This is a genomic window from Acidocella sp. C78 (assembly GCF_907164655.1).
The window spans coordinates 1-24,758 of sequence record NZ_CAJQZK010000031.1 but is presented as its reverse complement, the minus strand read 5'-3'; the positions used below and the strand labels follow the sequence as shown (position 1 = coordinate 24,758).

General features: G+C 68.1%; 20 protein-coding genes and 3 pseudogenes. 14 read left to right on the top strand and 9 right to left on the bottom strand.

From position 1 onward, the window contains the following. Nucleotide 1 precedes the first annotated feature (1 nt). A pseudogene (gene ald, locus ACIDOCELLA78_RS000000110910) lies at nucleotides 2–1,116 on the bottom strand (alanine dehydrogenase). Nucleotides 1,117–1,494: 378 nt separating this feature from the next. On the opposite strand from ald, the gene ACIDOCELLA78_RS000000110905 reads away from it, so the two are divergent. The 6 genes from ACIDOCELLA78_RS000000110905 (at nucleotide 1,495) to ACIDOCELLA78_RS000000110880 (ending at nucleotide 8,264) form a co-directional block, all read left to right on the top strand. Continuing rightward, a complete protein-coding gene (locus tag ACIDOCELLA78_RS000000110905; protein ID WP_249676566.1) occupies nucleotides 1,495–2,601 on the top strand; it encodes an ABC transporter ATP-binding protein in 1,107 nt (368 codons plus the stop codon). Beyond that, nucleotides 2,598–3,527, top strand: a complete 930-nt coding sequence (locus ACIDOCELLA78_RS000000110900; protein WP_201729585.1) for an ABC transporter permease — start codon at nucleotides 2,598–2,600, stop codon at nucleotides 3,525–3,527. Before ACIDOCELLA78_RS000000110905 ends, ACIDOCELLA78_RS000000110900 begins: the two co-directional genes overlap by 4 nt. A gap of 10 nt (nucleotides 3,528–3,537) precedes the next feature. Further along, complete coding sequence (locus tag ACIDOCELLA78_RS000000110895; protein WP_249676562.1) at nucleotides 3,538–4,377, top strand: ABC transporter permease; 840 nt, start codon at nucleotides 3,538–3,540, stop codon at nucleotides 4,375–4,377. A 75-nt stretch (nucleotides 4,378–4,452) separates the two neighbouring features. Next, the gene (locus ACIDOCELLA78_RS000000110890; RefSeq protein ID WP_201729583.1) at nucleotides 4,453–5,529 is read left to right on the top strand and encodes a spermidine/putrescine ABC transporter substrate-binding protein; all 1,077 of its coding nucleotides are present in this window, start codon (nucleotides 4,453–4,455) and stop codon (nucleotides 5,527–5,529) included. A gap of 129 nt (nucleotides 5,530–5,658) precedes the next feature. Continuing rightward, entirely contained in the window at nucleotides 5,659–6,999 is a 1,341-nt protein-coding gene (locus ACIDOCELLA78_RS000000110885; protein ID WP_201729582.1) for a glutamine synthetase family protein, read from the top strand. A gap of 5 nt (nucleotides 7,000–7,004) precedes the next feature. Then, a complete protein-coding gene (locus ACIDOCELLA78_RS000000110880; protein ID WP_201729595.1) occupies nucleotides 7,005–8,264 on the top strand; it encodes an FAD-binding oxidoreductase in 1,260 nt (419 codons plus the stop codon). 234 nt (nucleotides 8,265–8,498) lie between these two features. On the opposite strand, the gene ACIDOCELLA78_RS000000110875 is transcribed toward ACIDOCELLA78_RS000000110880, so the two are convergent. Beyond that, nucleotides 8,499–8,723 (bottom strand): hypothetical protein, encoded by a 225-nt coding sequence (locus ACIDOCELLA78_RS000000110875; RefSeq protein WP_201729599.1) that lies wholly within the window; start codon nucleotides 8,721–8,723, stop codon nucleotides 8,499–8,501. Here ACIDOCELLA78_RS000000110875 and ACIDOCELLA78_RS000000110870 point away from each other — a divergent pair. The 3 genes and pseudogenes from ACIDOCELLA78_RS000000110870 to ACIDOCELLA78_RS000000110860 all read left to right on the top strand — a co-directional run. After that, a pseudogene (locus ACIDOCELLA78_RS000000110870) lies at nucleotides 8,614–8,955 on the top strand (hypothetical protein); the annotation flags it as partial. The gene ACIDOCELLA78_RS000000110875 and the pseudogene ACIDOCELLA78_RS000000110870 overlap by 110 nt on opposite strands. Nucleotides 8,956–9,338: 383 nt before the next feature. Further along, complete coding sequence (locus ACIDOCELLA78_RS000000110865; RefSeq protein ID WP_201729598.1) at nucleotides 9,339–9,806, top strand: hypothetical protein; 468 nt, start codon at nucleotides 9,339–9,341, stop codon at nucleotides 9,804–9,806. After that, nucleotides 9,803–10,699 (top strand): alpha/beta fold hydrolase, encoded by an 897-nt coding sequence (locus tag ACIDOCELLA78_RS000000110860; protein ID WP_249676559.1) that lies wholly within the window; start codon nucleotides 9,803–9,805, stop codon nucleotides 10,697–10,699. Before ACIDOCELLA78_RS000000110865 ends, ACIDOCELLA78_RS000000110860 begins: the two co-directional genes overlap by 4 nt. Before the next feature lie 13 nt (nucleotides 10,700–10,712). Here ACIDOCELLA78_RS000000110860 and ACIDOCELLA78_RS000000110855 read toward each other — a convergent pair whose 3' ends face one another. Beyond that, nucleotides 10,713–12,287, bottom strand: a complete 1,575-nt coding sequence (locus tag ACIDOCELLA78_RS000000110855) for a 2-isopropylmalate synthase (protein WP_201729580.1) — start codon at nucleotides 12,285–12,287, stop codon at nucleotides 10,713–10,715. 272 nt (nucleotides 12,288–12,559) lie between these two features. Then, complete coding sequence (locus ACIDOCELLA78_RS000000110850; RefSeq protein WP_283770865.1) at nucleotides 12,560–13,198, bottom strand: hypothetical protein; 639 nt, start codon at nucleotides 13,196–13,198, stop codon at nucleotides 12,560–12,562. Between the two features lie 372 nt (nucleotides 13,199–13,570). Here ACIDOCELLA78_RS000000110850 and ACIDOCELLA78_RS000000110845 point away from each other — a divergent pair, with 372 nt between their 5' ends. Continuing rightward, nucleotides 13,571–14,770, top strand: a complete 1,200-nt coding sequence (locus tag ACIDOCELLA78_RS000000110845; protein ID WP_201729579.1) for a hypothetical protein — start codon at nucleotides 13,571–13,573, stop codon at nucleotides 14,768–14,770. Between the two features lie 355 nt (nucleotides 14,771–15,125). Here the strand turns inward: ACIDOCELLA78_RS000000110845 and ACIDOCELLA78_RS000000110840 are convergent, their stop codons facing one another. The 5 genes from ACIDOCELLA78_RS000000110840 to folK form a co-directional block, all read right to left on the bottom strand. After that, the gene (locus tag ACIDOCELLA78_RS000000110840; protein WP_201729578.1) at nucleotides 15,126–16,211 is read right to left on the bottom strand and encodes a class I SAM-dependent RNA methyltransferase; all 1,086 of its coding nucleotides are present in this window, start codon (nucleotides 16,209–16,211) and stop codon (nucleotides 15,126–15,128) included. Then, a complete protein-coding gene (acpS, locus tag ACIDOCELLA78_RS000000110835; protein ID WP_201729577.1) occupies nucleotides 16,201–16,605 on the bottom strand; it encodes a holo-ACP synthase in 405 nt (134 codons plus the stop codon). Before acpS ends, ACIDOCELLA78_RS000000110840 begins: the two co-directional genes overlap by 11 nt. Nucleotides 16,606–16,648: 43 nt before the next feature. Then, nucleotides 16,649–18,832: a bifunctional (p)ppGpp synthetase/guanosine-3',5'-bis(diphosphate) 3'-pyrophosphohydrolase gene (locus tag ACIDOCELLA78_RS000000110830; RefSeq protein WP_249676579.1), complete on the bottom strand. Its 2,184-nt coding sequence runs from the start codon at nucleotides 18,830–18,832 to the stop codon at nucleotides 16,649–16,651. A 102-nt stretch (nucleotides 18,833–18,934) separates the two neighbouring features. Then, a complete protein-coding gene (gene rpoZ, locus ACIDOCELLA78_RS000000110825; protein ID WP_201729576.1) occupies nucleotides 18,935–19,345 on the bottom strand; it encodes a DNA-directed RNA polymerase subunit omega in 411 nt (136 codons plus the stop codon). A 99-nt stretch (nucleotides 19,346–19,444) separates the two neighbouring features. Continuing rightward, nucleotides 19,445–19,945, bottom strand: coding sequence for a 2-amino-4-hydroxy-6-hydroxymethyldihydropteridine diphosphokinase (folK, locus tag ACIDOCELLA78_RS000000110820; RefSeq protein WP_201729575.1), 501 nt, complete (start codon nucleotides 19,943–19,945; stop codon nucleotides 19,445–19,447). A gap of 106 nt (nucleotides 19,946–20,051) precedes the next feature. On the opposite strand from folK, the gene ACIDOCELLA78_RS000000110815 reads away from it, so the two are divergent. The 4 genes and pseudogenes from ACIDOCELLA78_RS000000110815 to ACIDOCELLA78_RS000000110800 all read left to right on the top strand — a co-directional run. Next, entirely contained in the window at nucleotides 20,052–20,624 is a 573-nt protein-coding gene (locus ACIDOCELLA78_RS000000110815; RefSeq protein WP_201729574.1) for an NYN domain-containing protein, read from the top strand. A 23-nt stretch (nucleotides 20,625–20,647) separates the two neighbouring features. Continuing rightward, a complete protein-coding gene (locus tag ACIDOCELLA78_RS000000110810) occupies nucleotides 20,648–21,283 on the top strand; it encodes a uracil-DNA glycosylase (RefSeq protein WP_201729573.1) in 636 nt (211 codons plus the stop codon). Between the two features lie 47 nt (nucleotides 21,284–21,330). Then, nucleotides 21,331–24,111 (top strand): ATP-dependent DNA helicase, encoded by a 2,781-nt coding sequence (locus ACIDOCELLA78_RS000000110805; RefSeq protein WP_201729572.1) that lies wholly within the window; start codon nucleotides 21,331–21,333, stop codon nucleotides 24,109–24,111. A 165-nt stretch (nucleotides 24,112–24,276) separates the two neighbouring features. Further along, nucleotides 24,277–24,758, top strand: a pseudogene (locus ACIDOCELLA78_RS000000110800) (hypothetical protein); the annotation flags it as partial.

The window sequence follows — 24,758 nt, the reverse complement described above, 5'->3', positions numbered from 1 at the left end:
CTCAGGCGAGAACCCGCTCGACCGGCAGCAGCTCGTGGCCGAGGGCGGCGGCGACGGCGGGATGGACGATCCGCCCCTCGGCGACGTTGAGCCCGGCGCGCAGATGCGGGTCGGCGCGCAGCGCCTCGCGCCAGCCCTGCCCGGCGAGGCGCAGCGCGTAGGGCAGCGTCGCCTGGGCGAGGGCGAAGGTCGAGGTGCGGGGCACCGCGCCCGGCATGTTGGCGACGCAGTAATGCACCACGCCGTCGACCACGTAGGTCGGGTTGTCATGCGTGGTGGGCTTGCTGGTTTCGAAGCAGCCGCCCTGGTCGATCGCGACATCGACCAGCACGGCGCCGCGGCGCATGTGGCCGAGCATGTCGCGCGTGACCAGCTTCGGCGCCGAGGCGCCGGGGACGAGCACCGCGCCGATGACGAGATCGGCGTTGAAGACGGTCTGCTCCAGCGCCTCGGTGGTCGAGAACATGGTTTTCAGCCGCGGGCCGTAGAGATCGTCGAGCTGGGCGAGGCGGGCGATCGACTTGTCGAGGATGGTGACGTCGGCGCCCATGCCCAGCGCGATGCGCGCCGCGTTGGTGCCGACCACGCCGCCGCCGAGCACGACGACATGCGCCGGCGGCACGCCGGGCACGCCGGCGAGCAGGACGCCGAACCCGCCGGCAGCCTTCTGCAGCGACACCGCGCCGACCTGCACCGCCATGCGGCCGGCGACCTCGCTCATCGGCGCGAGCAGCGGCAGGCGGCCCTGCGCGTCGGTCACGGTTTCGTAGGCGATGGCGATGGCGCCGGACTCCATCAGCAGCTTCGCCTGCGCGGGATCGGGGCGAGGTGGAGATAGGTGAACAGGATCTGGCCGGGGCGCAGGCGGCGGCATTCGACGGGCTGCGGCTCCTTCACCTTCACGATCATCTCGGCTTCGGCGAACACGGTCGCGGCATCCGGGGCGATGGCGGCGCCGGCGCGGACATAGGCCGCATCGTCCATGCCGATTCCCTCGCCCGCGCCGGTCTCGACCAGAACGCGATGGCCATGGGCGTGCAGCTCGCGCACCGAAGCGGGCGTGAGGCCGACCCTGAATTCGTTGTTCTTGATCTCCCGCGGAACGCCGATCAGCATGGGCAGGATCCTTTCGCGACGGTGATGTTTAGAATAATCATCACAGCCTAGCCGCGCCCCCTGCCCCGCGCAACCGAATCAGGCGGGATTTCGGCGGAACGATCGGATCTTTCAACGACAGCGTTGCGAAGGCGGGTGATATGTCGCGGACCGCCCCCGGTCTCGTTGATTATTCTTGACGATCATCTTGCGTTTGGCGATGCTTCCGAGACGGGGAACGAAAGCCGGCACAAAGGCCGAACCGCACCGCCGGCGCGATCCGGCGGGAGGGCTGGGAGAGACCATGGAACGCACCAATGCGCCGCCGGGACGCGGCGCCGCGGCCACATCCTTGCGGGGGGCTTGCGGCCAATGGCGGGACCGCTAGTCTCGGCAGCCATGAAAGCGCAGCATGCCGCAAGCGGGCCGGAGGTGGCCGAGAGGCGCGGGCAGATCGTTCTCGAAGACATCAGCCGCGTGTTCGCCGCCGATGCCATCGCTGTCGACCGGGTCAATCTCGTGATCCATCCGGGCGAGTTCTTCACCCTGCTCGGCCCCTCGGGCTGCGGCAAGACGACGTTGCTGCGCATGATCGCCGGCTTCGAGACGCCGGATTCCGGGCGCATCCTGGTCTCCGGTCGGGAAATGCAAGCGGTGCCGGCGCATCATCGGCCGGTGAACACGGTGTTCCAGTCCTACGCGCTGTTCCCGCATCTGAGTGTCGCGGAGAATATCGGTTTCGGGCTCAGGATGCGGCGCATCGCCCGCGCCGAGCGGCGCACGCGCACGCGGCGGATCATGGAGCTGCTGCAGATCGACGCCTTCGCCGACCGCAACCCGGCACAGCTTTCCGGCGGGCAGCGCCAGCGCGTCGCCCTCGCCCGCGCGCTGGTCAACGAGCCGGAGGTGGTGCTGCTCGACGAGCCGCTTTCGGCGCTCGACGCCAAGCTGCGGGCGGAATTGCAGGTCGAGCTGATGCGGATGCAGAAGCGGCTTGGCATGACGTTCATCTTCGTCACCCACGACCAGCACGAGGCGCTGGTGATGAGCGACCGGATCGGGGTGATGCAGCGCGGCCGGCTGCTCCAGGTCGGGCCGGTGCTGGATGTCTACGAGCGGCCATCGAGCGTGTTCGTCGCCGAGTTTCTCGGCCTGTCGAACATCTGGCCGGTTACGCCGCTGCCGGGAGGGCTGATCGAGACGCCGCTCGGCAGGCTGGCGATCGGCGCGCCCGATCCGGCGCGCGGCACGGCGATGATCCGCCCCGAGAAAATCTGGATGTACGGCGAGGGCGGCGCGCCCGCCGGGCGGGCGAACCTGCTGGGCGGCATCGTGCGCGAGGCGATCTATATGGGCGCGTCGACGCAATATCGGGTCGAGCTTGAGAACGGCGCGCCGCTGCTGGTCTATGACACCAACAACCAGGCGGCCGAGCGGAGCTGGCGGCCCGGCGAGGCGGTGACCTGCGAGCTGAAACCCGAAAACATCGTGCTGATCGGCGCATGAGTGCGGCGACCGCCTCGCGGCGCGGGAGTGCGGCGCGGGCCGAACGCTTCGGCCGCGCGGTGCGGCTCTGGGTCACGGCGGGGCCGGGCCTCGCGTGGATCGTGGCGTTCCTCGTGCTGCCGAGCGCGATCCTGCTCGGCATCGGGTTCTTCACCTCGGGCAGCTATGGCGGGCCGGAACTGCCGCTGACGCTTCAGCCGCTGCGCGAGGTCGCCGGCTATTCGATCCTGGGCTGGAGTTCGGGCAACATCACCGTGCTCGCGCGCTCGCTCATCCAGGCGATGAGTGCGGGGGTGCTGACGGTGCTGTTCGCCTATCCGGTGGTGTTCTTCATCGTCACCCGCCCGCCGGCGGCGCGGCCGCTGCTGCTGCTGTTCATCGTGCTGCCGTCCTGGACCAACCAGGTGGTGCGGACCTATGCGTGGATGGAGCTGCTCGGGCCGGAATCGGCCTTGTCTCATCTGGTCCAGTCGCTCGGGCTGCTGCAGCCGCATCTCGGCCTGTTTCCGGGCGTGCTCGCGATGCAGATCGGGCTGACCTACAACTACCTGCCCTACATGGTGGTGCCGCTCTACGCCGCGGCGGAGAAGCTCGACTGGGCGCTGGTCGAGGCCGGGCGGGATCTCTACGCCTCGGGCCCCAGGCTGTTCTGGAACACGGTGTTTCCGCAGACCCTGCCGGGCCTGCTCTCGGGCATCATTCTCGTCGTCATCCCCGCTTTCGGCGATTACGTGGTGCCCACGCTGCTCGGCGGCGGCAAGTCGATGATGATCGGCTCGCTGATCGCCTCGCAATTCCTGGAAACGCCGAACTGGCCCTATGGCGCGGCGCTGACGATCTTCATGCTGGTGTTCACCTGCGCGGGGCTGCTCGCCTTCCGGGTGCTGAGCAAGCGGCTCGGCGGCGCCGAGGAGAGCATGATGTGAGGCGCGGATGATGGGCATCTCGCTGGGAAAATCGACCCGCCGCTCGCTGCTGGCGATGAGCCTGCCGGTTTATGTGCTGCTCTACGCGCCGCTGCTGCTGATCGCGATCTTTTCCTTCGCGCCGCCGCCTCTGGCCAGGGGGCAGACCTTCTACTGGTATGCCGACCTGCTGCATTCGCCCGAGGTGATCGCGGCGTTCCGGCGGTCGCTGACGCTGGCGATCGGCTCTTCGGTGCTGGGGACGGCGCTGGGCACGCTGATGGGCTTCGGCCTGTATCGCTATCGCGACCGCCGCGCGCGGGGCTTCGCGAGCGCGCTGCCGAGCCTGATCATCTATACGCCGATCATCATGCCGAGCCTGGTGTTCGGGATTTCCGAGCTGATCTTCTTCAGCTTCATCCACGGCGCGACCGGGCTGCTCGGCGCGGGGCTGCTGACGATGGGGATCGCGCATGTCACCTTCGAGGCGCCGTTCGTCGCCCTCGTGGTGTTCGCCCGGCTGTCCGGGCTCGATCCGAACATGTTCGAGGCGTCGCACGACCTTTACGCCGATGCGCGGCAATCCTTCCTGCATCTGACCGTGCCGGTGATCCGCCCGGCGATCATCGGCGGGTTCCTGCTCGCCTTCACGCTGTCGATCGACGATTTCACGATCAGCTTCTTCACCGCGGGGCCGGGCAGCACGACGCTGCCGATCTATATCTACAGCGCGGTGGCGCGGAAGGGCGTTTCACCCGACATCAACGCGCTGGCGACGCTGATGATCGCCACCGTGATCGGCACCGGGCTGCTGCAATACGCCTTCACGAGAAACCGGACGCGAAAGCTCGTCGCGCGGCCGGGAGACTGACACGGACGAGCCGCCGGCAAGGCAATGGACGAGGACGCGGCAACGCGGATGGATCAACGCTACAGGAGGTTTTTGATGAAGGGATTGATGGGCAGGATCGCGGGGGGCGCGCTTGCCGCGCTGATCGCGATCGGCGGTGGCGCGCCGGCCGCGCATGCCGCGGGCAAGACGCTCTATCTGTTCAACTGGCAGGACTATATCGGCAAGGGCCTGATCAAGAAGTTCGAGGCCTATTGCGGCTGCAAGGTGGTGCAGACCTATTACGACTCCAACTCGGAGCTTGAGGCGAAGCTGCGCGCGGGCGGGGATTCGCAATATGACGTCGTCGTGCCATCGAGCTACTACATCCCGCAGCTCGTCCAGCAGGGGCTGATCCGCACGCTCGACAAGGCGAAGCTGCCGAACTTCAAGAACCTGCTGCCGCGCTTTCGAAATGTCAGCTACGATCCGCACGACGCGCATGTGGTGCCCTATCAGTGGGGCACGATCGTGATCGGCTACAACAAGGACAAGATCAAGAACCCGCCCGACAGCTGGGCAGCGCTGTTCGATCCGAAATACAATTCGGGCTATCCGTTCTCGATGATGAAGGGCTCGGGGCGCGACCTGATCGGCGCGGCCTGCGCCTATCTCGGCGAAGGCTTCGCCTGCAAGACCAAGGCGGCCTGGATCAAGGCGGCGAAGCTGATCGAGACGCAGGTCAAGCGGCCGAACTTCTCCGGCTTCGTCGACGGCGATCCGACGATGCAGCAGCTCAAGAAGGGCGTGGTCGCGATCGGCATGACCTGGAGCGGCAGCGTCGCGCAGTGCTACGCCGACAAGACCTGCCTGAACATCGGCTGGATTCTGCCGAAGGAAGGCTCGGAAGCCTGGGTGGACAACATGGCGATCCCGACCCATGCGCCCGACCCGGAGCTTGCCTACAAGTTCATCAACTTCATCCTCGGCGCGAAGCAGGGGGCGGAGCTTTCGAACTTCAACATGTATCCGAGCCCGAACGCGGCCTCGGCGCCGTATCTCGACAAGGCGATCAAGCAGCCGCTGGTGACGCCGACGCCGGCGCAGATCAAGCGGCTCAGCTTCCTTCCCGCGCTGACTCCGGCGCAGAGCAAGGAATTCGGTGCGATCTGGACCGCGGTCCGGCAGCACTGAGACACGACGGCGCGCCCAGCCGGGCGCGCCGGACCTGCGGCGCGGCGCCGGGACGCCGCGCCGCACATCGCAACCGGGCATATCGCCGGCATGGCCTCGCCGCCCGCCGGGACCGCCCTTGAGGCACACATGACCGACCTGGCCGAATGGTTCAACGAACACCGCATCACCGAAGTCGAATGTCTGGTGCCGGACATCACCGGCATCCCGCGCGGCAAGATCATGCCGGCGCAGAAATTCCTGCGCGGCGGCGCGCCACGGCTGCCAGAGAGCATCTTCATCCAGTCCGTCACCGGGGAATATCCCGAAGATCCGGACGACAAGCTGACCGATCCGGCGATCATCGACATCAACCTGATCCCCGATCCCTCCACCGTCCGCCTCGTGCCCTGGGCGCACGAGCCGACCGCGCAGATCATCCATGACTGCCAGTATTCCAATGGCCGGCCGGTGACAATCGCGCCACGGCAGGTGCTGCGCCATGTGCTCGCACTGTACGAGGAGCGCGGCTGGAAGCCGGTGCTGGCGCCGGAGCTGGAATTCTACCTGGTCGGGCGCAATACCGATCCCGACTATCCGCTGGCGCCACCGGTCGGCCGGTCGGGCCGGCAGGAAACCGGGCGACAATCCTACTCGATCGACGCGGTGAACGAGTTCGACCCGCTGTTCGAGGAGATGTACGATTTCTGCGAGATGCAGGAACTTGATCTCGACACGCTCATCCACGAGGAAGGGGCGGCGCAGGTCGAGATCAACTTCCTGCATGGCGATCCGCTGAACCGGGCGGACCAGGTGTTCCTGTTCAAGCGCACGGTGCGCGAGGTCGCCTTGCGGCACGACATGTACGCCACCTTCATGGCCAAGCCGATGGACGAGGAGCCGGGCAGCGCCATGCATGTGCACCAGAGCGTGGTCGATCTCGAAACCGGGCGAACGCTGTTCGCCGACACTGACGGGCGGCCGAGCCCGCTGTTTCTCTCCTTCATCGCCGGGTTGCAGAAATACATCCCGGTGATCATGCCGATCTTCGCGCCGAACGTGAATTCGTATCGGCGGCTGACGCGGTTCTCCAACGCGCCGATCAACCTGCAATGGGGGCACGACAACCGGACCTGCGGGCTGCGCGTGCCCTATGGCGAGGCGGATGCGATGCGCGTCGAGAACCGGGTGCCGGGGGCGGATGCGAACCCCTATCTCGCCTTCGCCGCCTCGCTCGCCTGCGGCTATCTCGGCATGGTGGAAGGGCTGACGCCGACGCCGGCCTTCCGCGGCTCGGCCTATTCGCAGCCCTATTCGCTGCCGCGCGAACTCTCGCACGCGCTCGAGATGATGGAGCAGGCGCGGCCGCTGATCGACATTCTCGGGCAGAAGCTGGTCGAGGTGTTCGTCGCGGTGAAGCGGCTCGAATACGAAACCTACCTGCGGGTGATCAGCTCGTGGGAACGCGAACACCTGCTGCTGAACGTCTGAACCGCATGGCCCTGTCGAACTACTACGAAACGACGGCGCGCTATGCCGCGACGACAGCGCCGCTGACGGGCGATCTGCGCTGCGATGTCGCGATCATCGGCGCGGGGATGACCGGATGCGCGGCGGCGCTGCATCTCGCCGAGCGCGGCTATCGCGTGGTCGTGCTGGAGGGCGAGCGCATCGGCTTCGGCGCCTCGGGGCGGAATGGCGGGCAGGTGCTGCCGGGCTTCGCCGCCGATCTCGGCAAGCTGCGGCGGCTCGTCGGCGGTCCGGCGGCGAAGGCGCTGTGGGAGATGTCGCTGGAAGCGGTGGATCTCGTGCATGCGCAGATCGCGCGGTTCGCGATTCCGTGCGATCCGCGGCGGGGGTATCTGCATGTCGCGGTGAAGGCGCGGCAGGTGGGCGAGCTGGAAGCCTGGCAGCGGGAACTCGAGGAACTCGGGCTGGAGGGATTCCGGCTGCTGCGCGGTGCGGCCTTGCAGGAGCGGCTGCGCAGTCCGCGCTACGTTGCCGGGCTGCTCGATCCGGTCGCCGGCCATATCCATCCGCTGAACTACACGCTCGGCCTCGCCCATGCGGCGATGGCGGCGGGGGCCACGATCCATACCGGCACGCGGGTCGCCTCGATCACGCCGGGCGATGAGGTGGTGCTGAAAACGGCAGGCGGCAGCGTGCGCGCGGAGCATCTGCTGATCTGCGGCAATGCCTATCTCGGCACGCTGGTGCGGCCGATCGCCGGGCATGTGATGCCGGTCGGCACCTATATCGTCGCGACCGAATCGCGCGCGGATGTCCGCGATCTCATTCCGCATGACGAGGCGGTGGCCGACCTCAATTTCGTGCTCGACTATTTCCGCCGCAGTGCGGATGACCGGATGCTGTTCGGCGGGCGCGTTTCATATTCCACGCTGCCGCCGCCCAACCTCGGCGCGGCGATGCTGGCGCGGGCAAAACGGGCCTTTCCGCAGCTCGCGGATGCGCGGGCCGAGCACGTGTGGGGCGGCAATGTCGCGATCACCCGCAACCGGCTGCCGCATTTCGGCCGCCTCGGCCGCAACGTGCTGTTCGCCCAGGGGTTTTCGGGGCATGGCGTGGCGCTGACCGGGCTGGCTGGCCGGCTGATGGCCGAGGCGGTGGCCGGGCGCGCCGAGCGGTTCGATATCTTCACCCGCATTCCGCATGCGCGGTTTCCGGGCGGCCCCTTGCTGCGAATGCCAACCCTGGTGCTGGCGACAAGCTGGTTCCGGCTGCGGGACATGCTCTGACCGGGTTGCCAGAAACAACAACCTGTGGTTGCTATTCGGGACAAACCCGGAGACACGCGCCATGCGCCCTGCCCGCCTTGCGCCCGCGCTGTGCGGCGCGGCCATCCTGCTCGTCGCGATCGCGTGGCGGCGGGGCGGCGAGTATGACGAGTTCTATTCCGTCTTTCTCGTGGCCGGGCATCCGCGGCCGGACTGGCCGGCTTCGCCTTTCAGCGCCGGCGCGGCGGGGGCGTTCTATCGCGGCCATGCGGGGTTCGGCGCGATCGCCGCGACGTTGCGGCGGGGCGATGTGCATCCGCCGCTGTATTTCTGGCTGCTGTCGCTCTGGCGCGATGGGGTCGGGTTCGGGCTGTTCCGGCTGCGGCTGCTCTCGGTGGCGGAGACGCTGGGCGCGCTGGCGCTGCTCGGGCGGATCGCCTCGCGGATGGGCGTCAGCGCATCGCTGGCGATCGTGATCACGACGCTGTTCTACGGCTTCGCCTATACCGGGATCGTGGCGCGGGATTTCGCGCTGGCGACACTGTGCGCGATGGCGGGGACGCTGCTGGCGATCGATGCGGCGCGCGCCGGCAGCGCCCGCGCCGGGTTTTGCGCCGGCGCGCTGCTCGGGGCCGCGTGTTTCAGCAATGACCTGGCGGTTTTCACGGCGCTGGCGGTGGGTCTCTGGCTGACCGCGATGACCTGGCGGCGATGGCGGGTGTGGCTGGCCGCGGCGATCGGCGGGGCGATGTTCCTGCCGGCGGGGCTGTGGTTCTTTCTCGCGCAGGCGGGGTCGCGGCGGGGGCAGTTTCCGCCGTTTCACCTCGCCCCGGCGCTGCTGAGCCTGGCGCGGGATGAGGCCGGCGCGCTGCTCGGCGCCCTGCCCCGCGAGGTGCCGGCGGCCCTGTCGATGCCGGTTGCGACGGTACTGGGGGTGGGTCTGGCCGGGTTGGTCATCCTTGTCCTTCGCGACGAGCGGCGCGCGCTCGGGCGAGAGGACCGGGCGCTGCTGGCGGCGGGGTTCGCTGCACCGCCGCTCGGCCTGCTGACGTTGGGGGCGGCGTTCGGCAACCAGCCTTTCGAGATGCGCTATGTGTGGCTCGGCCTGCCCTTTGCCGGCTGGCGCTGGCGGCCACGCTGCGGGATCGGCCGCGCGTGCTGGCGGCACTGCTGGCGGTCGGGGCGGCGTCGGTCGCGGGGCTCGCGCTTTCGCCGGCGACGATGCAGCCGGCCGGGCGCACGGCGCGGGCGGCAGCGGCGCTGCCGGCGGATACGCTGGTTGTTCTGCCGTTCGGCAATGACGGGGTGGGCGTGCCCGGCCCGTTCGTGGCCGCCTCACCGCCGCAGATGCGCATCCTGGTGGCGCGGGCGGCGGGGCCGGCGGTGCTGGCGGCGGCGCGGCCGTATCCGCGGGTCGCCGTCGCACGGATCGAGGTGGATGGGGCCAGCCGCGCGCTGGTGCCCCGGCTCGATGCCCTGTTCAAGGCCGCGCCCTGCTGGCACTCTGTGCCGGCGGGACCGCTGCTTGCGGTGTTCGCCAACACATGCCGGGAGCGGATATGAGCGGATTTTTCGAGGGGTTCAGCGAAACGACGGCCGATCTCGGCGATGGGCGGAAGTTCCGGCTGCGCAGCGGCGGCAGCGGGCCGCCGCTGGTGATGCTGCATGGCATGCCGCAGACCCATTGCATGTGGCACAGAATTGCCCCTGCGCTGGCGGAACGGTTCACCGTGATCTGCCCGGACATCACCGGCTATGGCGGCAGCCACAAGCCGGCGGCGAGCGAGGATCACGCGCCGTATTCCAAGCGGCGGATGGCGCGGGATATCGTGGACCTCGCCACGCATCTCGGGATTGGGCGCTTCGCGCTGGTTGGCCATGATCGCGGGGCGCGGGTGTCGCACCGGTTGGCGCTCGACCATCCGGACCGGATCTCGCAACTTGCCGTGCTCGACATCATTCCCACGATCGAGCATTTCGAGCGCACCGACATGCGCTTCGCCATGGGCTATTATCACTGGTTCTTTCTTGCCCAGCCGGCGCCGCTGCCCGAAGACCTGATCAACCGCGACGCCGGATACTGGCTGCTGTCGCAGACCGCCCGGCACAAGACGGCGCGGGCGGTGTTCGACGAGACGGCGATGGCGGATTATCGCCGGGCGATGGCCGACCCGGCGACGGTGACGGCGATCTGCGAGGATTATCGCGCGGCGGCGACGATCGACCTTGACCATGACCGCGAGAGCCGGGCGCGGCGGGAGAAGATTGCCGCGCCGCTGCTGGTGCTGTGGGGGGCGCGCGGGCTGGTTGGCGCGCTGTATGACCCCTTGGAGATCTGGCGGGGGTATGCGGCCGGGGCGGTCGCGGGGCGGGCCATCGAGTCGGGCCATTATCTGGCGGAGGAGGCCCCGGAGGCGACGCTTGCCGCGCTCCAGGGGTTTCTGGCGGAGGGTTAGGCCGAAGGCGGGATCAGGCGGTCAGCGCCGCCGGTTCCTTGCGCTCGCGCTTGACGATGAGTTTGTTGAGCGCGTGGATATAGGCGCGGGCGGCGGCGACGATGGTATCGGTATCCGAGCCCTGACCGTCGACGCTCTTGCCGTTTTCCTCAAGCCGGACGCCGCATTTCGCCTGGGCGTCGGTGCCTTCGGTGACGGCGCCGACGGTGAAGAGCTTCAGCTCCGCCTCGTGCGGGCAGATCGCGCGGATGGCGTTGAAGGTGGCATCGACCGGGCCATCGCCATGCGATTCATGCACTTTCACCTCGCCATCGATTTCGAGTTCGAGGCGGGCGCGGGGCTTGGCCTTGGAGCCGGCCCAGACTTCGAGGGCGACGAAGCGGATGCGGCTCTGGTCGCGCAGCACGGTTTCGTCGAACAGGGCGGCGATGTCTTCGTCGTAGACCAGCTTCTTGCGGTCGGCGAGGTCCTTGAAGCGGCGGAAGGCGTCGTTCAGGGCGTTGTCGCCGACTTCGCCATAGCCGAGGGCGCGCAGCTTGTCGCGGAAGGCGGCGCGGCCGGAATGTTTGCCGAGCACGAGGCTGGTTTTCTGCCAGCCGACGGATTCGGGCGTCATGATTTCGTAGGTGGCGGCGTTTTTCAGCACGCCGTCCTGGTGGATGCCGCTTTCATGGGCGAAGGCGTTGCGCCCGACGATCGCCTTGTTGGGCTGGACGTCGAACCCGGTGATGGTGGCGAGCAGCTTGGAGGTGCGCAGGATGCGCGGGGTTTCGATATTGTTGCGGTAGGGCACGGCATCGGGGCGGGTGCGGATCGCCATCACGATCTCTTCCAGCGCGGCGTTGCCGGCGCGCTCGCCGATTCCGTTGATGGTGCATTCGATCTGGCGGGCGCCGGCCTTGATGGCGGCGATGGTGTTGGCGACGGCGAGGCCGAGATCGTTATGGTTGTGGGTGGAGAAGATCACGCCATCGGCGCCGGGGACGCGCTCGCGCAGCATGGTGAAGATGCGGGCGATGTCTTCCGGCACGGCGTAGCCCACGGTGTCGGGGATGTTGATCGTGGTGGCACCGGCGCGGATGGCGGCCTCGACGCAGCGGCAGAGGAAATCGGGCTCGGTGCGGCTGCCATCCTCGGCGGACCATTCGACGTCGTCGGTATAGTCGCGGGCGAGGGTGACGGAGCGGACGACCGCTTCGAGCACGGCTTCGGGCTCCATTCGCAGCTTGTATTTCATGTGCAGCGGCGAGGTGGAGATGAAGGTGTGGATGCGCTTGCGCTCGGCGGGCTTCACCGCCTCGCCGGCGCGGACGATATCGTCGCGGCCGGAGCGGGCGAGGCCGGCGATGACGGGGCCCTTGATGGTTTCGGCGATGCGGCGCACGCTTTCGAAATCACCCTGGCTGGCGATGGGGAAGCCCGCCTCGATGACATCGACGCCGAGTTCGGCCAGGGCTTCGGCCATGCGCAGCTTCTCGTCGAGATTCATCGAGAAGCCGGGGGATTGTTCGCCGTCGCGGAGCGTGGTGTCGAAGATGAAGACGCGATCGTCGGGGATTTCGCCGAAATTGGGGTGATTGATGGTCATGAGTGAAACTCGCTCTGTCTGATGAAACCGGAGGGTCGCTTCGTTCCCCTGTGCGCGCCGGCTTTCGGCCGGGGGTTACGCCCAGGGGCCGATAAGTCGAAGCGCGCCGATCAGCGCCGGGCCGGAGAGCGGCCGGTCGTGCAGCAAGACCCGAGCGTGGTTGCCGAACATCATTTCCTTTTCCGCGTAGCACGGGGGTGCTGGCGGGCGCAAGGCAGCGGCGAAGGCCGCCGGCCGGGACCGGCGGCGGTGGGGCGGGCGCGGGCGGGGGATCAGGCGGCGCGCGGCGGGGCGCGCTGGTGATGCGGACAGGGCAAAAGGGTGCGGCCGGCGGGCGCGGGATTGGCGGATGCGGGATTGATGGAAGCGGGGGCGAAGGGCGCGGCGGCGGGGGGTTCGGGTTGGGGTTGGGGTTCGGGTTCGGCTTGCTGGTAGTGGGGGATGGGGGGATTGCGGAGGCCGAGCATGTGGCAGAGCGGGCGGAGGATGCGGCCGAAGCGGTAATCGGAGGCGATGAGGGTTTGCGTGGCGGGGCGGCGGAGCAGATGGTCGAGCTGGGCGGCGCAGACACGGGCCTCGAAGATGCGGATGCCGAGCCAGGCGCGGTTGCGCGGGAGGGGCGGCGCATCGGGGTTCGGGGTGGTTTTCGGCGCGGGGGCGAGAGTGGCGCGGCGTGGCGCGTGGCGCGGCGCGATGGGGCGCGCGGGCTGGCTGCGCAGGCGGCGGACGAGGCTGGCGAAGCGGCTGGCGGTGCGGCCGAGGCGGGCGCAGAGGCGGATGGTGAAGGGTCCGGTGCCGGGATAGCCCCGGCAGATGAAGAGAAACACCCCCTCCCCCGCCCGCCGGGCGACGCCCCTGAGCAGGGTTTCGATGATCAGGCCGAACATCGTTTCGGGCGCTGCGGACTCCATGCGGGCAGACAAGCATGGAGGGTCGGGGGTGAGAAAGGGATTTTTGCGGGGGGTTAGATTTTGTGGCGGTGGGGTGGGGGAAAGGAGTTATTCAAGGCGGCGGCCTGTATTCTGCTTTGCGCCCTTCCCAGTCGCCCAGTCATCATGAGGGCACGCTCCAAAGCTGAGACTCGTGGTTGTTCCGCTGGTCGACCGGCTTGGGGGGAAGCCGCCCGTCCGCTCTAGTCAACGATTTATGAAGTAGCTGACGTTTGTCGCGCCAAAGACAGAAACCGGGCGAGCTGCTTTCGTACGGAGAAGACGTCAGGCCGTTTCTCTTATTCTTGCACCCAGCCCACTGATCTGCAAGCGTATGGGTCGGGGGGCGTTGCAATGGCTTTCAAAGCAGGCGTTGTGTTGGTTGTCGGTGCGGGGTTTGCAAAGAACGCAGGCATGCCACTGGCCAACGAGTTCACCGAACGCCTTCTCGACGTAAATATGCTGAAAGAGAATGGGCCCAGCGTGGCGCAAGCCGCGTTCCTTCGTCGTTTTGTAAATGAGACCTTCAACGGCGGTGTCGACACACCAGACGAGAAGTGGCCAGAACTTGAGGACATATTCACTCTTGTCGACCAATCAGCAAACTCCGGCCACCATCTCGGCCGCCTATACTCGGCCGCAGACCTTCGCGTTGTTCGGCGGGCAATGATCGTCCGGATCGTCCATATGCTCCAACAAGCCTACAAAAAGCAGATGAAACGGCGCGATGCGGATTCTAAGCTGCTTAACGCGCTATTCGATGGCCTCAGGTTAGACAACACAGCTGTGTTGAGCATGAACTGGGACATGGTTTTCGAACGCGGCATCGCATTGCGACAACAAGTCCGGCACATCGAATACGGTTGCCATGCGAATCCAATTCGTTTCCAGAATGACCAAGTGCGCAAGAGACGCTCAGCGGAATTAGGGACCAGGACGCTTCACCTTCTCAAGCCTCATGGGTCGATCAACTGGCTCTACTGTGATGCCTGCCGTGAAGTGTTCTGGTTACCTCCAAACGAAACCGAAAAGGTCGCGCAGACCCTTTTTCAAGACAGAGACTGGCGCGCTGTCTTTGGGCCGACGTATAAGGGCACCTATCCCAAATCTGTAAGACCTCATTGTCCGCATTGCCGTTCGCAATCGCTTGGCACCCGAATAGCGACCTTCAGCTATCGCAAGGCACTCGATTTTCCGATGCACGCAGCGACTTGGAGAACGGCGGAAGAACACCTCAAGACGGCGACCCATTGGGTATTCTTTGGATATTCCATGCCCGCGGCGGATTTCGAGTTCAAATATCTGCTGAAGCGTGTCCAACTTACCGGGGTTATTCCACCTGATATCACGGTGATAACGGGCGGCAGCAACAAAGCGGCAGACGAAACAATACGCCGCTACAAACAGTTCTTCGGTGACGGGCCTGGCGACCGACACTATTTTCGTGCCGGCCTGACAAAAGAGGTGGTCAGCCACCTTCGTAGCGTTGAGGCACTCAATCCAGATAGACGGGCACGCCGATCGAACGTGAAGTCGGCATCCCGCAGGTCGTGATCAACGGGTCCATTCTCCCCGAATACTCCAGAGGCGCAGCATTTCCTCGCGGCCCGAGACGATATCAAGTTAACCGGGCCAACGGCAGCTTTCGGGATCTCGCAGCTCATGCGCAGACGTCGGACGTGGGGGCGAAAGCTTCCGTAACGACGGGCCCAGGCAATGGCCGCTATTCTCATTTTCCGCTCCAAAGCGGTCTGGCAGCCATCGGCTCGTGCCAGGCATCGGCGGTGACGCATCGGAAGCTTGTACGGTTCGAAACCGAAACTCACCCAGCTTAATCAGCAAAAATTTTTTGGTTCTTTTTTATAAAAAAGAACGCCTTTTCAGAACCTTGCGGCGGGAGCAAAAAAAATCAGAGGGAGAAGACGATCACGCTTTCGAGGTGGGGCGAGGCGGGGAACTGGTCGATGGGGGTGGCGGCGGTGATGTCGTAGCCGGCGCGGCGGAGGGGGGTGGCGTCGCGGGTCAGGGCGTCGGGGTTGCAGCTGACGTAGACGATGCGTTTGACCTTGGATTCGGCGATGGCGCGGATTTGGGGGGCGGCGCCGTCGAAGGGCGGGTCGAGGACGATGGCAGCGGCGGCGGAGAGTTCCCTGGCGGTCATCGGGCGGCGGGCGAGGTCGCGGGTTTCGGTGGTGATGCGGCCGGCGAGGCCGGCGGCGCGGGCGGCGGCGTCGAGGGCGGCGATGGCGGGTTGGTTGCCTTCGACGGCGTGGATTCGGGCGGCTTCGGCGAGGGGGCCGGTGAGGGTGCCGATGCCGGCGTAGAGTTCGACGATCTGGGATTTGCGGGTGAGTTTCGGGGGCAGGCCGGCGAGGACGGCGGCGCGGATGGCGGCTTCGCCTTCGGTGGTGGGCTGGAGGAAGGCGCCGGGCGGGATGGTGACGGCGAGGCCGGCGCAATGGAGGATGGGCGGGCGCTGGAGGAGGACGGGTTCGTCGGCCAGGCTGATGCGGGGCAGGTCGTGCTCGCGGGCGAAGGCGACGAGGCGGGCGCGATCGGCGGCGGTGGCGGGGGCGTCGAGGGTGATGGCGATGTCGGCGCCGGTGTCGAGCAGGTTGACGAGGACGCTGCCGGTTTTGTGGAAGGCGGCGAGGCGGGCGAGCAGGTCGCGCAGTTTGGGGATGAGGGCCTCGATCGTGGGGTGTGCGAGGGGGCATTCGGCGATGTCGACCACGTCGCGGGAGCGGGGGGCGTGGAAGCCGAGGCGGAGGGCGCCGCCGACGCGCATGGCGGCGAGATCGACCCGGCGGCGGGTGCCCATCGGGATGGCGACGAGGGGGGCGAGCGGTGCGGCGGGGAAGCCGGCCTGGGCGAGGGCGGCGCGCAGGCGTTCGCGTTTGGCGGCGTGCTGGGTGGCGGGGGGGATGTGCTGCGCGGTGCAGCCGCCGCAGGCGCCGAAGTGACGGCAGGGTGGTGTGGCGGGTTCAGGCGGCATCGCGGGCTTCGATGATGACGTGGGCGTAGGCGTAGGGGGGTTCGTCGGTCAGGGAGACGTGGACGAAGGCGATGCGGCCGGGCGGGGTGAGTGCGGCGAGGCGGGTGGCGGCGGCGCCGGTGAGGTGCATGGTGGGCTGGCCGGTGGGCAGGTTGACGACGCCGAGATCGGACATGAAGACGCCGTGGCTGAAGCCGGTGCCGAGGGCCTTGGCGCAGGCTTCCTTGGCGGCGAAGCGTTTGGCGAGGGTTGCGGCGAACTGGGCCGGGCGGCGGGCGGCGCGGCGGCGTTCGGTTTCGGTGAAGACGCGGTGGATGAAGCGTTCGCCGAAGCGTTCGAGCGTGCGCTCGACGCGGCGGATGTCACAGAGGTCGGAGCCGATGCCGATGATCATGGGGGTGTCATAGAGAGAGTGGGAGGCAGCGCCAAGGCGGGGGTCAGGTGCGGGCGCGATCGACCTGGGCGACGCCGCCGGCGGCGCGCAGGCCGGCGATGACCTGGGAGAGGTGCCGGAGGTCGCGCACCTCGACATCCATCAGGCATTCGAAGAAATCCTGCTGGCGGTGGATGATCTTGAGGTTGGCGATGGCGCCGTCCTGCTTGGCGACGGCGTTGGCGATGTTGGCGAGGGTGGCGGGGGCGTTGGCGGCGATGACGCTGATGCGGCCGGTGAAGGGGCGTTCGCGGCCGGCGCCGTCGCGCGTGCCTTCCTTGCCGTGGCCGATCTGGGTGTAATCCCAGTCGACATCGATGAAGCGCTCGGGCGTGGTGGCGAAGGTTTCGAGGGTGAGGCAGTCGCGGGTGTGGATGGTGACGCCTTTGCCGGTGGCGATGATGCCGACGATCTTGTCGCCCGGGAGGGGGTGGCAGCAGCCGGCGTAGTGGACTTCCATTCCGGAGATGAGGCCGGTGATGGGCAGGCCGGTGCCGCGCGCGGGGGGGCGCGGGGCGCGGGCGAGCAGGCCGGGGACCATGCGGGGGGCGCGGGATTCGCGCAGTTCGGGATAGGCGGCGTGGACCACGTCCTTCGCGGCGAGATTGCCGGTGCCGACGGCGACGTAGAGATCGTCGAGGCTGGCCTGTTTCAGTCCCTTGAGCGCGGCTTCCAGCACTTTTTCGGAGCCATCGACGCCGTCCTGGCGGAAGGACTTGGCGAGGGCGGCCTTGCCCTGGTCGCGGTTCTGCTCGCGCAGCTGGCTGGCGATGAAGCGGCGGACGCGGGCGCGGGCCTTGCCGGTGACGACGAAGCGTTCCCATGAGGGCGAGGGCGTGCCGCCGCGGGCGGTGAGGATTTCGACCTGGTCGCCGTTTTGCAGTTCGTAGCGCAGCGGCATCAGCCGGCCGTTGATGCGGGCGCCGACGCAGGTATCGCCGATCTGGGAGTGGACGGCGTAGGCGAAATCGACGGCGGTGGCGCCGCGGGGGAGCTGGATGAGCTGGCCCTTGGGGGTGAAGCAGAAGACCTGGTCCTGGTAGAGTTCGAGCTTGGTGTTTTCGAGGAATTCGTCGGGGGCGGAGGAGTTTTCGAGGATTTCGAGCAGGTCCTGCACCCAGCGGAACTGTTTGACGTCGGACGCGGAGGCGTCGCCCTGCTTGTAGAGCCAGTGCGCGGCGACGCCGTTTTCGGCGATGGCGTGCATTTCGGGGGTGCGGATCTGCACCTCGATTTTCTGGTTGCGCGGATGGCGCAGCGTCACCCCGGTGTGGAGCGACTGGTACATGTTGGCCTTGGGGGTGGAGATGTAGTCCTTGAAGCGGCCGGCGATGACGGGGAAGGCGGCGTGGATGGCGCCGAGGGCGATGTAGCATTGCTCGCGGGTGGGGACGAGGATGCGGAAGGCCATGATGTCCGACAACTGCTCGAAGGCGACGTTGCGGCGCTGCATCTTTTCCCAGATCGAGTAGATCGACTTTTCGCGGCCGGAAATGTCGACCACCTCGACCCCGGCATCGCCGAGGATGCGGCCGAGCTCGCCGCGCACCTCGTCGATCACGTCGGCGCCCTGGCCGCGCAGGAAGTTCAGCCGGGCCTTGATCGAATCGGCGGCCTCGGGATCGAGCACGGCGAAGGCGCGGTTTTGCAGCTCGACCTTGACGCGGTCCATGCCGATGCGTTCGGCGAGCGGCGCGTAGATCTCCATCGTCTCGCGGGCGATCCGCGCGCGGCGCTCGGGCGCGCGGACGAAGTCGATGGTGCGCATGTTGTGCAGGCGGTCGGCCAGCTTGACGAGCAGGACGCGGATGTCCTTGCTCATCGCCAGCACGAGCTTGCGGAAATTCTCGGCCTGCTTGGTGCGGTCGGACTGGAGTTCGAGGCGGGTCAGCTTGGTGACGCCATCGACCAGGCCGGCGATTTCGGGGCCGAAGCGGCCGGACAGGGTCGGCAGGGTGACGCCGGTATCCTCGATGACGTCGTGCAGCAGGGCGGTGGCGATGCTGCTGGCGTCGAGCCGGTAATCGGCGAGGATTCCGGCCACTTCGAGCGGGTGGGAGATGTAGGGATCGCCGTTTTCGCGGGTCTGGCCGGCATGGGCGGCCTCGGCGACGCCGTAGGCGTCGTCGATCAGGGCGGCGTCGATCCGCGGGTCGTAGGCGGCGATCCGGCTGATCAGCGGGGTCAGCGCCTCGTGGGTGACGGTGAGGCCGGAAAGCCCCTCGGGCGCGCGGGAGGGCTGGTTCAACGCCAGCCCGTCGCGCGGCGCGCCCACCGGTTCACGGTCCGGTCAGCGGCGCGGACGGCCGCCGCCAAGCTCGGCCTCGATCGCGGCGGCGATGTCCTCGGAGGTCATTTCCTCGGATTCGGCGGCCAGCGCGGCGGCTTCCTCCTCGGCGGAGACGTCTTGCAGGCCGAAAATGTTCTGGTCGGTCGGGATCAGGTCCTGCACTTCCTCGTCGGCCGGCTCCGGGTCGGGGACGCGGGAGAGCGACTTCACCAGGTCCTGCTCAAGTTCGCCGAAGACGACGGTGGAATCGGCGATTTCGCGAAGGGCGACGACGGGGTTCTTGTCGTTGTCGCGGTCGATGGTGATGGCGGCGCCGCGCGAGAGGTTGCGGGCGCGCTGGGCCGCGAGCAGCACCAGCTCGAACCGGTTGGGGATCTGTTCGATGCAGTCTTCGACGGTGACGCGGGCCATGGGAACACTCCAGCCGGGCGCCCGGGGGCGCCGTGAACAACCTGATTGGTGAAAATAGCAACGAAGCGCCCGGCATGCAAGCAGACCGGAGCGTTCCTGCTACCAGCGCGCGATGCCGCGCGCGGCTTCGGGCGGAAGCGCGTCGAGCAGCGCCGCCGCCGATGAATTCAGCACAGGATGCACCCAATCGGGCGCAACATCAAGCAGGGGGCGCAGGACGAAGACGCGCTGGTGCGCGCGCGGATGCGGCAGCAGAGGCGGCGACGCGTCGCGCACCATTCCGTTGACGTCGATCAGGTCGAGATCGAGCGTGCGCGCGGCATTGGCGACGCCGCGGATGCGGCCGAACGCCGCCTCGACCCGGTGCAGGGCGGCGAGCAGCTCGGCCGGATCGGGCGCGCCGGAGAATCGGGCGACGCCGTTGCAATACGCCGGCTGGTGCGGATCGGGCGGCACCGGCGCGGTTCGGTACCAACGTGAAACGGCCTCGAACTGAAGATTTGGAATTTTCGCGACGTCTTCCAAGGCGCGAAGACATGTGTCATACGGTGAGACGGCTTCTGCGAAAGGCAGGTTTGCACCGAGCGCTATCAGGATCATGTGGCCTACTTTTAGTTGCGTGACACTTTTACGTAAACGTGCTTTGTCGAACGTGTTTTAAGCAGATTGTTTGACCTAGCTTTATTAGTCTTGAAAGGCTTTTGCGATGCGCCTGTTACCCCAAGAAAAAACGGCGTTGTTCATCGATGGCGCAAATCTGTATGCGGCGTCCCGCGCGCTGGGGTTCGACGTCGATTACAGGAGGCTTCTGGAATTTTTCGACAAGTCGCACCTGATCCGGGCGCATTATTACTCCGCGCTGCTGGAAACCGAGGAATATTCGCCGCTCAAGCCGCTCACCGACTGGCTGGCATATAATGGGTACACTCTGGTCACCAAGCCGGCCAAGGAGTTCACCGATGGCGCGGGACGGCGCCGGGTGAAGGGCAACATGGATATCGAACTCGCGATCGACATGCTCGAAATCGCGCCGCATATCGACCATGCCGTGCTGTTTTCGGGCGATTCCGATTTTCGCCGCCTCGTCGAGGCGGTGCAGCGGCGCGGCGTGCGCGTTTCGGTCATCTCGACCATCAAGACCAGCCCGCCGATGATCGCCGACGAGTTGCGCCGCCAGGCCGACCAGTTCATTGATCTCGCCGATATCGCGCCCGAGTTCACCCGCCGGCAGACCGAGCCGAAGCAGCGCGCGCCGCGCGGCGAGGCCGGCCAGGACTGAGCCGTCCGGGGACCGAGCCGCCGATGCAAGCGGAGCCGCCGCGCGACTGCCCGCTTTGCCCGCGCCTTGCGGAATTCCGCGCGGCGAACGGGGCGGCGTTTCCCCTCTGGTTCAATGCGCCAGTGCCGGGTTTCGGCCCGCGCGATGCGCGGCTCCTGGTCGTCGGGCTGGCGCCGGGGCTGCGCGGCGCCAACCGCACCGGCCGGCCCTTCACCGGCGATTTCGCCGGCAAGCTGCTCTATGGCACGCTGCTGAAATTCGGCCTCGCCCGCGGCAGCTATGCCGAGCGCGCGGATGACGGGCTGGAGTTGCGCGATTGCCGGATCGTCAATGCGGTGCGCTGCGTGCCGCCGGCAAACCGGCCGCTGCCGGCCGAGATTTCCGCCTGCAACCGTTTCCTGAAAGACGAGATCGCGGCGATGACGCGGCTGCGCGGCATCCTCGCGCTCGGCGGCGTCGCGCACCAGGCGACGCTGCGCGCCTTCGGGCTGAAGGCGAGTCATGCGCGGTTCGGCCATGGCGCGACGATCGAGCTGCCCGGCGGCATCACGCTCGTGGACAGTTTCCACGTCTCCCGCCTCAACACCAATACCGGGCGGCTGACCGCGGCGATGTTCGAATCGGTGGTCGGCGGCCTGCTCGCGCGGATCGGCGGCTGATTTCCGCGCGCTTTGGCGAAACCGCCGACGCGGGATAGAGAGATCGCATGGAGTCAGCGCCGCGCCCTGCCCCGCCCGCCGCGCCATCGCTGGTGACGGCGCATGGACGCGCGGCGCTGCTCGATCCCGATGGGGAGTTGCGGCTGCTCACGACCGCCGAGGCGCGGGCGGCGCTGCGCGACCTGCCGCCGCCGCTCGTGGTGCATGGCCCGGCGACGCTGCGGCGGCTCGACCTCTCGAGTCCGGTGTTCGACCTGCTCGACCTGTTCGCCTTCGTGCTGCCGGCGGTGACGGCGGCGCCGACCCCGGCGGGCCTTGCCCGCGCCCTCGATTTCGACCCGCCGGAGACGATCGAGGCGGCGGCGGCGCTGCTGCCGGACATCGCCACCGCCCTGCTCGGCCGGCTTGGCCAGGGGGCGTCGCTGCCGATGAACCGCCGGGCCGCGGGGCTCGCGGCGCTGATGGGCGAGGCCGGCTGGCCCTGGGCGAAGCCGGTGGCGGCGGCGCTGGGGCAGCCCGCCGCGCGGCCGGACCGGGCGGCGCTGCGGCTCGGCGTGATCCTGCCCGAATGGGAGGAGGAGGCGCCGCGGCCGCCGCCCGCCGCCTATCCGGTGCCGCCGGAGGCCGCGCGCGAGCGGCTGGCCGGGCTGCTCGGCGGCGGGGCGGAACCGCGGCCGGCGCAATCGGATTACGCCTCGGCCTCGACCGCCGCCTTCGCGCCGCCGGAGGCCGAGGGCGTGCCGCACTGCGTGCTGGCCGAGGCCGGCACCGGGACCGGCAAGACGCTCGGCTATCTCGCCCCCGCCTCGCTCTGGGCCGAGCGGAATCAGGGCAGCGTGTGGATCTCGACCTATACGCGGCATTTGCAGCGGCAGATCGAGCAGGAGACGGCGCGGCTGGAGGGCGACGCGGCGCGGCGGCGCCGGCGCGTCGTGCTGCGCAAGGGGCGGGAGAACTATCTCTGCCTGCTGAATTTCGAGGACGCGACCGCCGGGGCGCGGGGGGGCAATCTCGTCGGCCTCGGGCTGGTGGCGCGCTGGGCGCTGGCCTCGGGCGATCATGACATCGCCGGCGGCGACCTGCCGGGCTGGTTCGCCGAGCTGTTCGGCGCCGGGCTGCTCGCGCAGATCGCCGACCGGCGCGGCGAGTGCATCCATTCGGCCTGCGCGCACTGGAAGCGCTGCACGATCGAGCATGTGATCCGCCGCGCCCGCGGCGCCGATCTCGTGATCGCCAATCATGCGCTGGTGATGGCGCAGGCGGTGTGGGGCGGGCTCGACGATGCGGGCGTGCCGACGCGCTACGTGTTCGACGAGGGGCATCATCTGTTCGACGCCGCCGATTCGGCCTTCGCCGCCGAGCTTTCCGGCGCCAGCATGGCGGAGCTGCGCCGGTGGCTGCTTGGCGCTGAAGGCGGGCGGTCGCGCGCGCGGGGGCTGGCGCGGCGGCTGGAGGATCTGGTCGGTGCCGATGCGCAGCTCGCCCCGCCGATCGAGGCGATGCGGGCGGCGGCGCGGGTGCTGCCGGGCGGGGCGGCGCTGGCACGGCTCGCTGATCCGGCGGCGACGCTTGACGAGATCGGCCCCGGCGCGGCCGAGGCCTTTCTCGCCGCCCTCGCCGCCCAGGCCCGCGCCCGGGCCGCACCGGCCGAACGCGAGGCGGCCCTCGATATCGAGGCGGATCTCTACCCCGCCGAGCCGGCGCTTGCCGCCGCCGCCGACGATCTCGGGCGGGATCTCGCACGGCTCGAAACGCCGCTCGCGGCACTGCGCGCGCGGCTGGCCGCACGGCTGGAGGAGGAGGCGGGCAGCATCGAGAGCGCCGAGCGGCAGCGGATCGAGGCGGCGATTCGCGGGCTCACGCGGCGGGCGCTCGATCCGCTGGCGAGCTGGCGGCGGATGCTCGCCGCCGTGGGCGCCGCGCCGCCGGAGCCGGGCGAGCGGCCGCACCATGTGCTGTTCATCCGCCACGGCCGCGACAGCGCGCTGCTGTCGCATCTGCTCGACCCGACCGAGGCCTTCGCGGATGCGGTGGCGAGCCGGGCGCATGGGCTGCTGATCACCTCGGCGACGCTGCGCGACCGCACCACCGCGGTGGAGGACGCCGAGCAGGACGCCGAATGGCGGCGGGCGGAGGCGCGCAGCGGCGCGGCCCATCTCGCCGCACCGGCGATTCGCGCCGCCTTCGCCTCGCCCTTCGACTATCCGGCGCAGACGCGGATTTTCATCGTGCGCGACAATCTTCGCGCCTCGCCGGAGGCGCTGGCGGCGGGGTTTCGCGCGCTGTTCCTGGCCGCGGGCGGCGGCGCGCTGGGGCTGTTCACCGCGATCGCGCGGCTGCGCGACGTGCAGGCGCGGATTGCCCCCGCGCTGGATGCGGCCAACATCCCGCTCTTTGCCCAGCATGTCGATGCGATGAACAATGCGACCCTGGTCGAGAGTTTCCGGGCCGAGCGGAATGCCTGCCTGCTCGGCACCGACGCGATGCGCGATGGGGTCGACATTCCGGGCAACGCGCTGCGCCTCGTCGTGTTCGAACGCACGCCCTGGCCGCGGCCGGACATCCTGCACCGGGTGCGGCGCACCCATCTCTCGGAGGGCGATCCGCGCGCGTATGACGACGCGATCGTCAGGCTTCGGCTGCGGCAGGGATTTGGCCGGCTCATCCGCCGCGCCGGCGACCGTGGCGTGTTCGTGCTGCTGGACCGGGCGTTTCCCTCGCGCCTTGAGAGCGCGTTTCCGCCCGGCGCGGCCGTGCAGCGCGCGGGGCTGGCCGAGACGGTCGAGGCGGTGCGGCGGTTTTTCGCCAGCGACCACCCGCCCGGCTGAACCCGCCACGGCCAGGGGCGGTGCGCCGACCGCCCTTGCGCGGCGCGGCGGGATTTGCGGACCGTCCAAAGATATGTTTAATTGAAGTAACAAATAGTCCTATTTTCTGTACGTTTTAAAGAAAATTTTACGATACGATTCTTCAACGGGATCGCAGGAGGCATTATGAAAATCGAGCAGCCGGCCGGCTCGGGCCGCAATTCCCGCAAATTGAAACTGCTGACCAGCGTTTGCGCCGCCGTGGTGCTCGGCACGCAGCAACCGGCGCTCGCGTTGAACGGGCCGGCGCCGGTGACGTTCGACGGCGGCGCGCTCGGCCCGCTGGTGGTCAGCGGCGGCCTTGACGGCTATGCCTATGGCCTGACCGGGACGGGCAAGGTCGGCGGTCATGACCTGTTGCGCTCAAGCCGGAATTTTGGCGCCGAGCTGATGAACAGCCAGATTTCGCTGCAGAAGCCGACAGGGCTGGTGCGGTTCACCTTGCAGATCGGCTCGGTCAATTCGCTGTCGCTCGGCACGGCGCCGGCGGCGACATCGGTGACGACCTTCTCCACCGGGCCGATCTATGCCGCGTATGTGACGCTCGCCCGAGCCGGCATGTTTCGGTCTCGGTGGGGCGGATCGATTCGCTGGAGGGCTACGAGGCC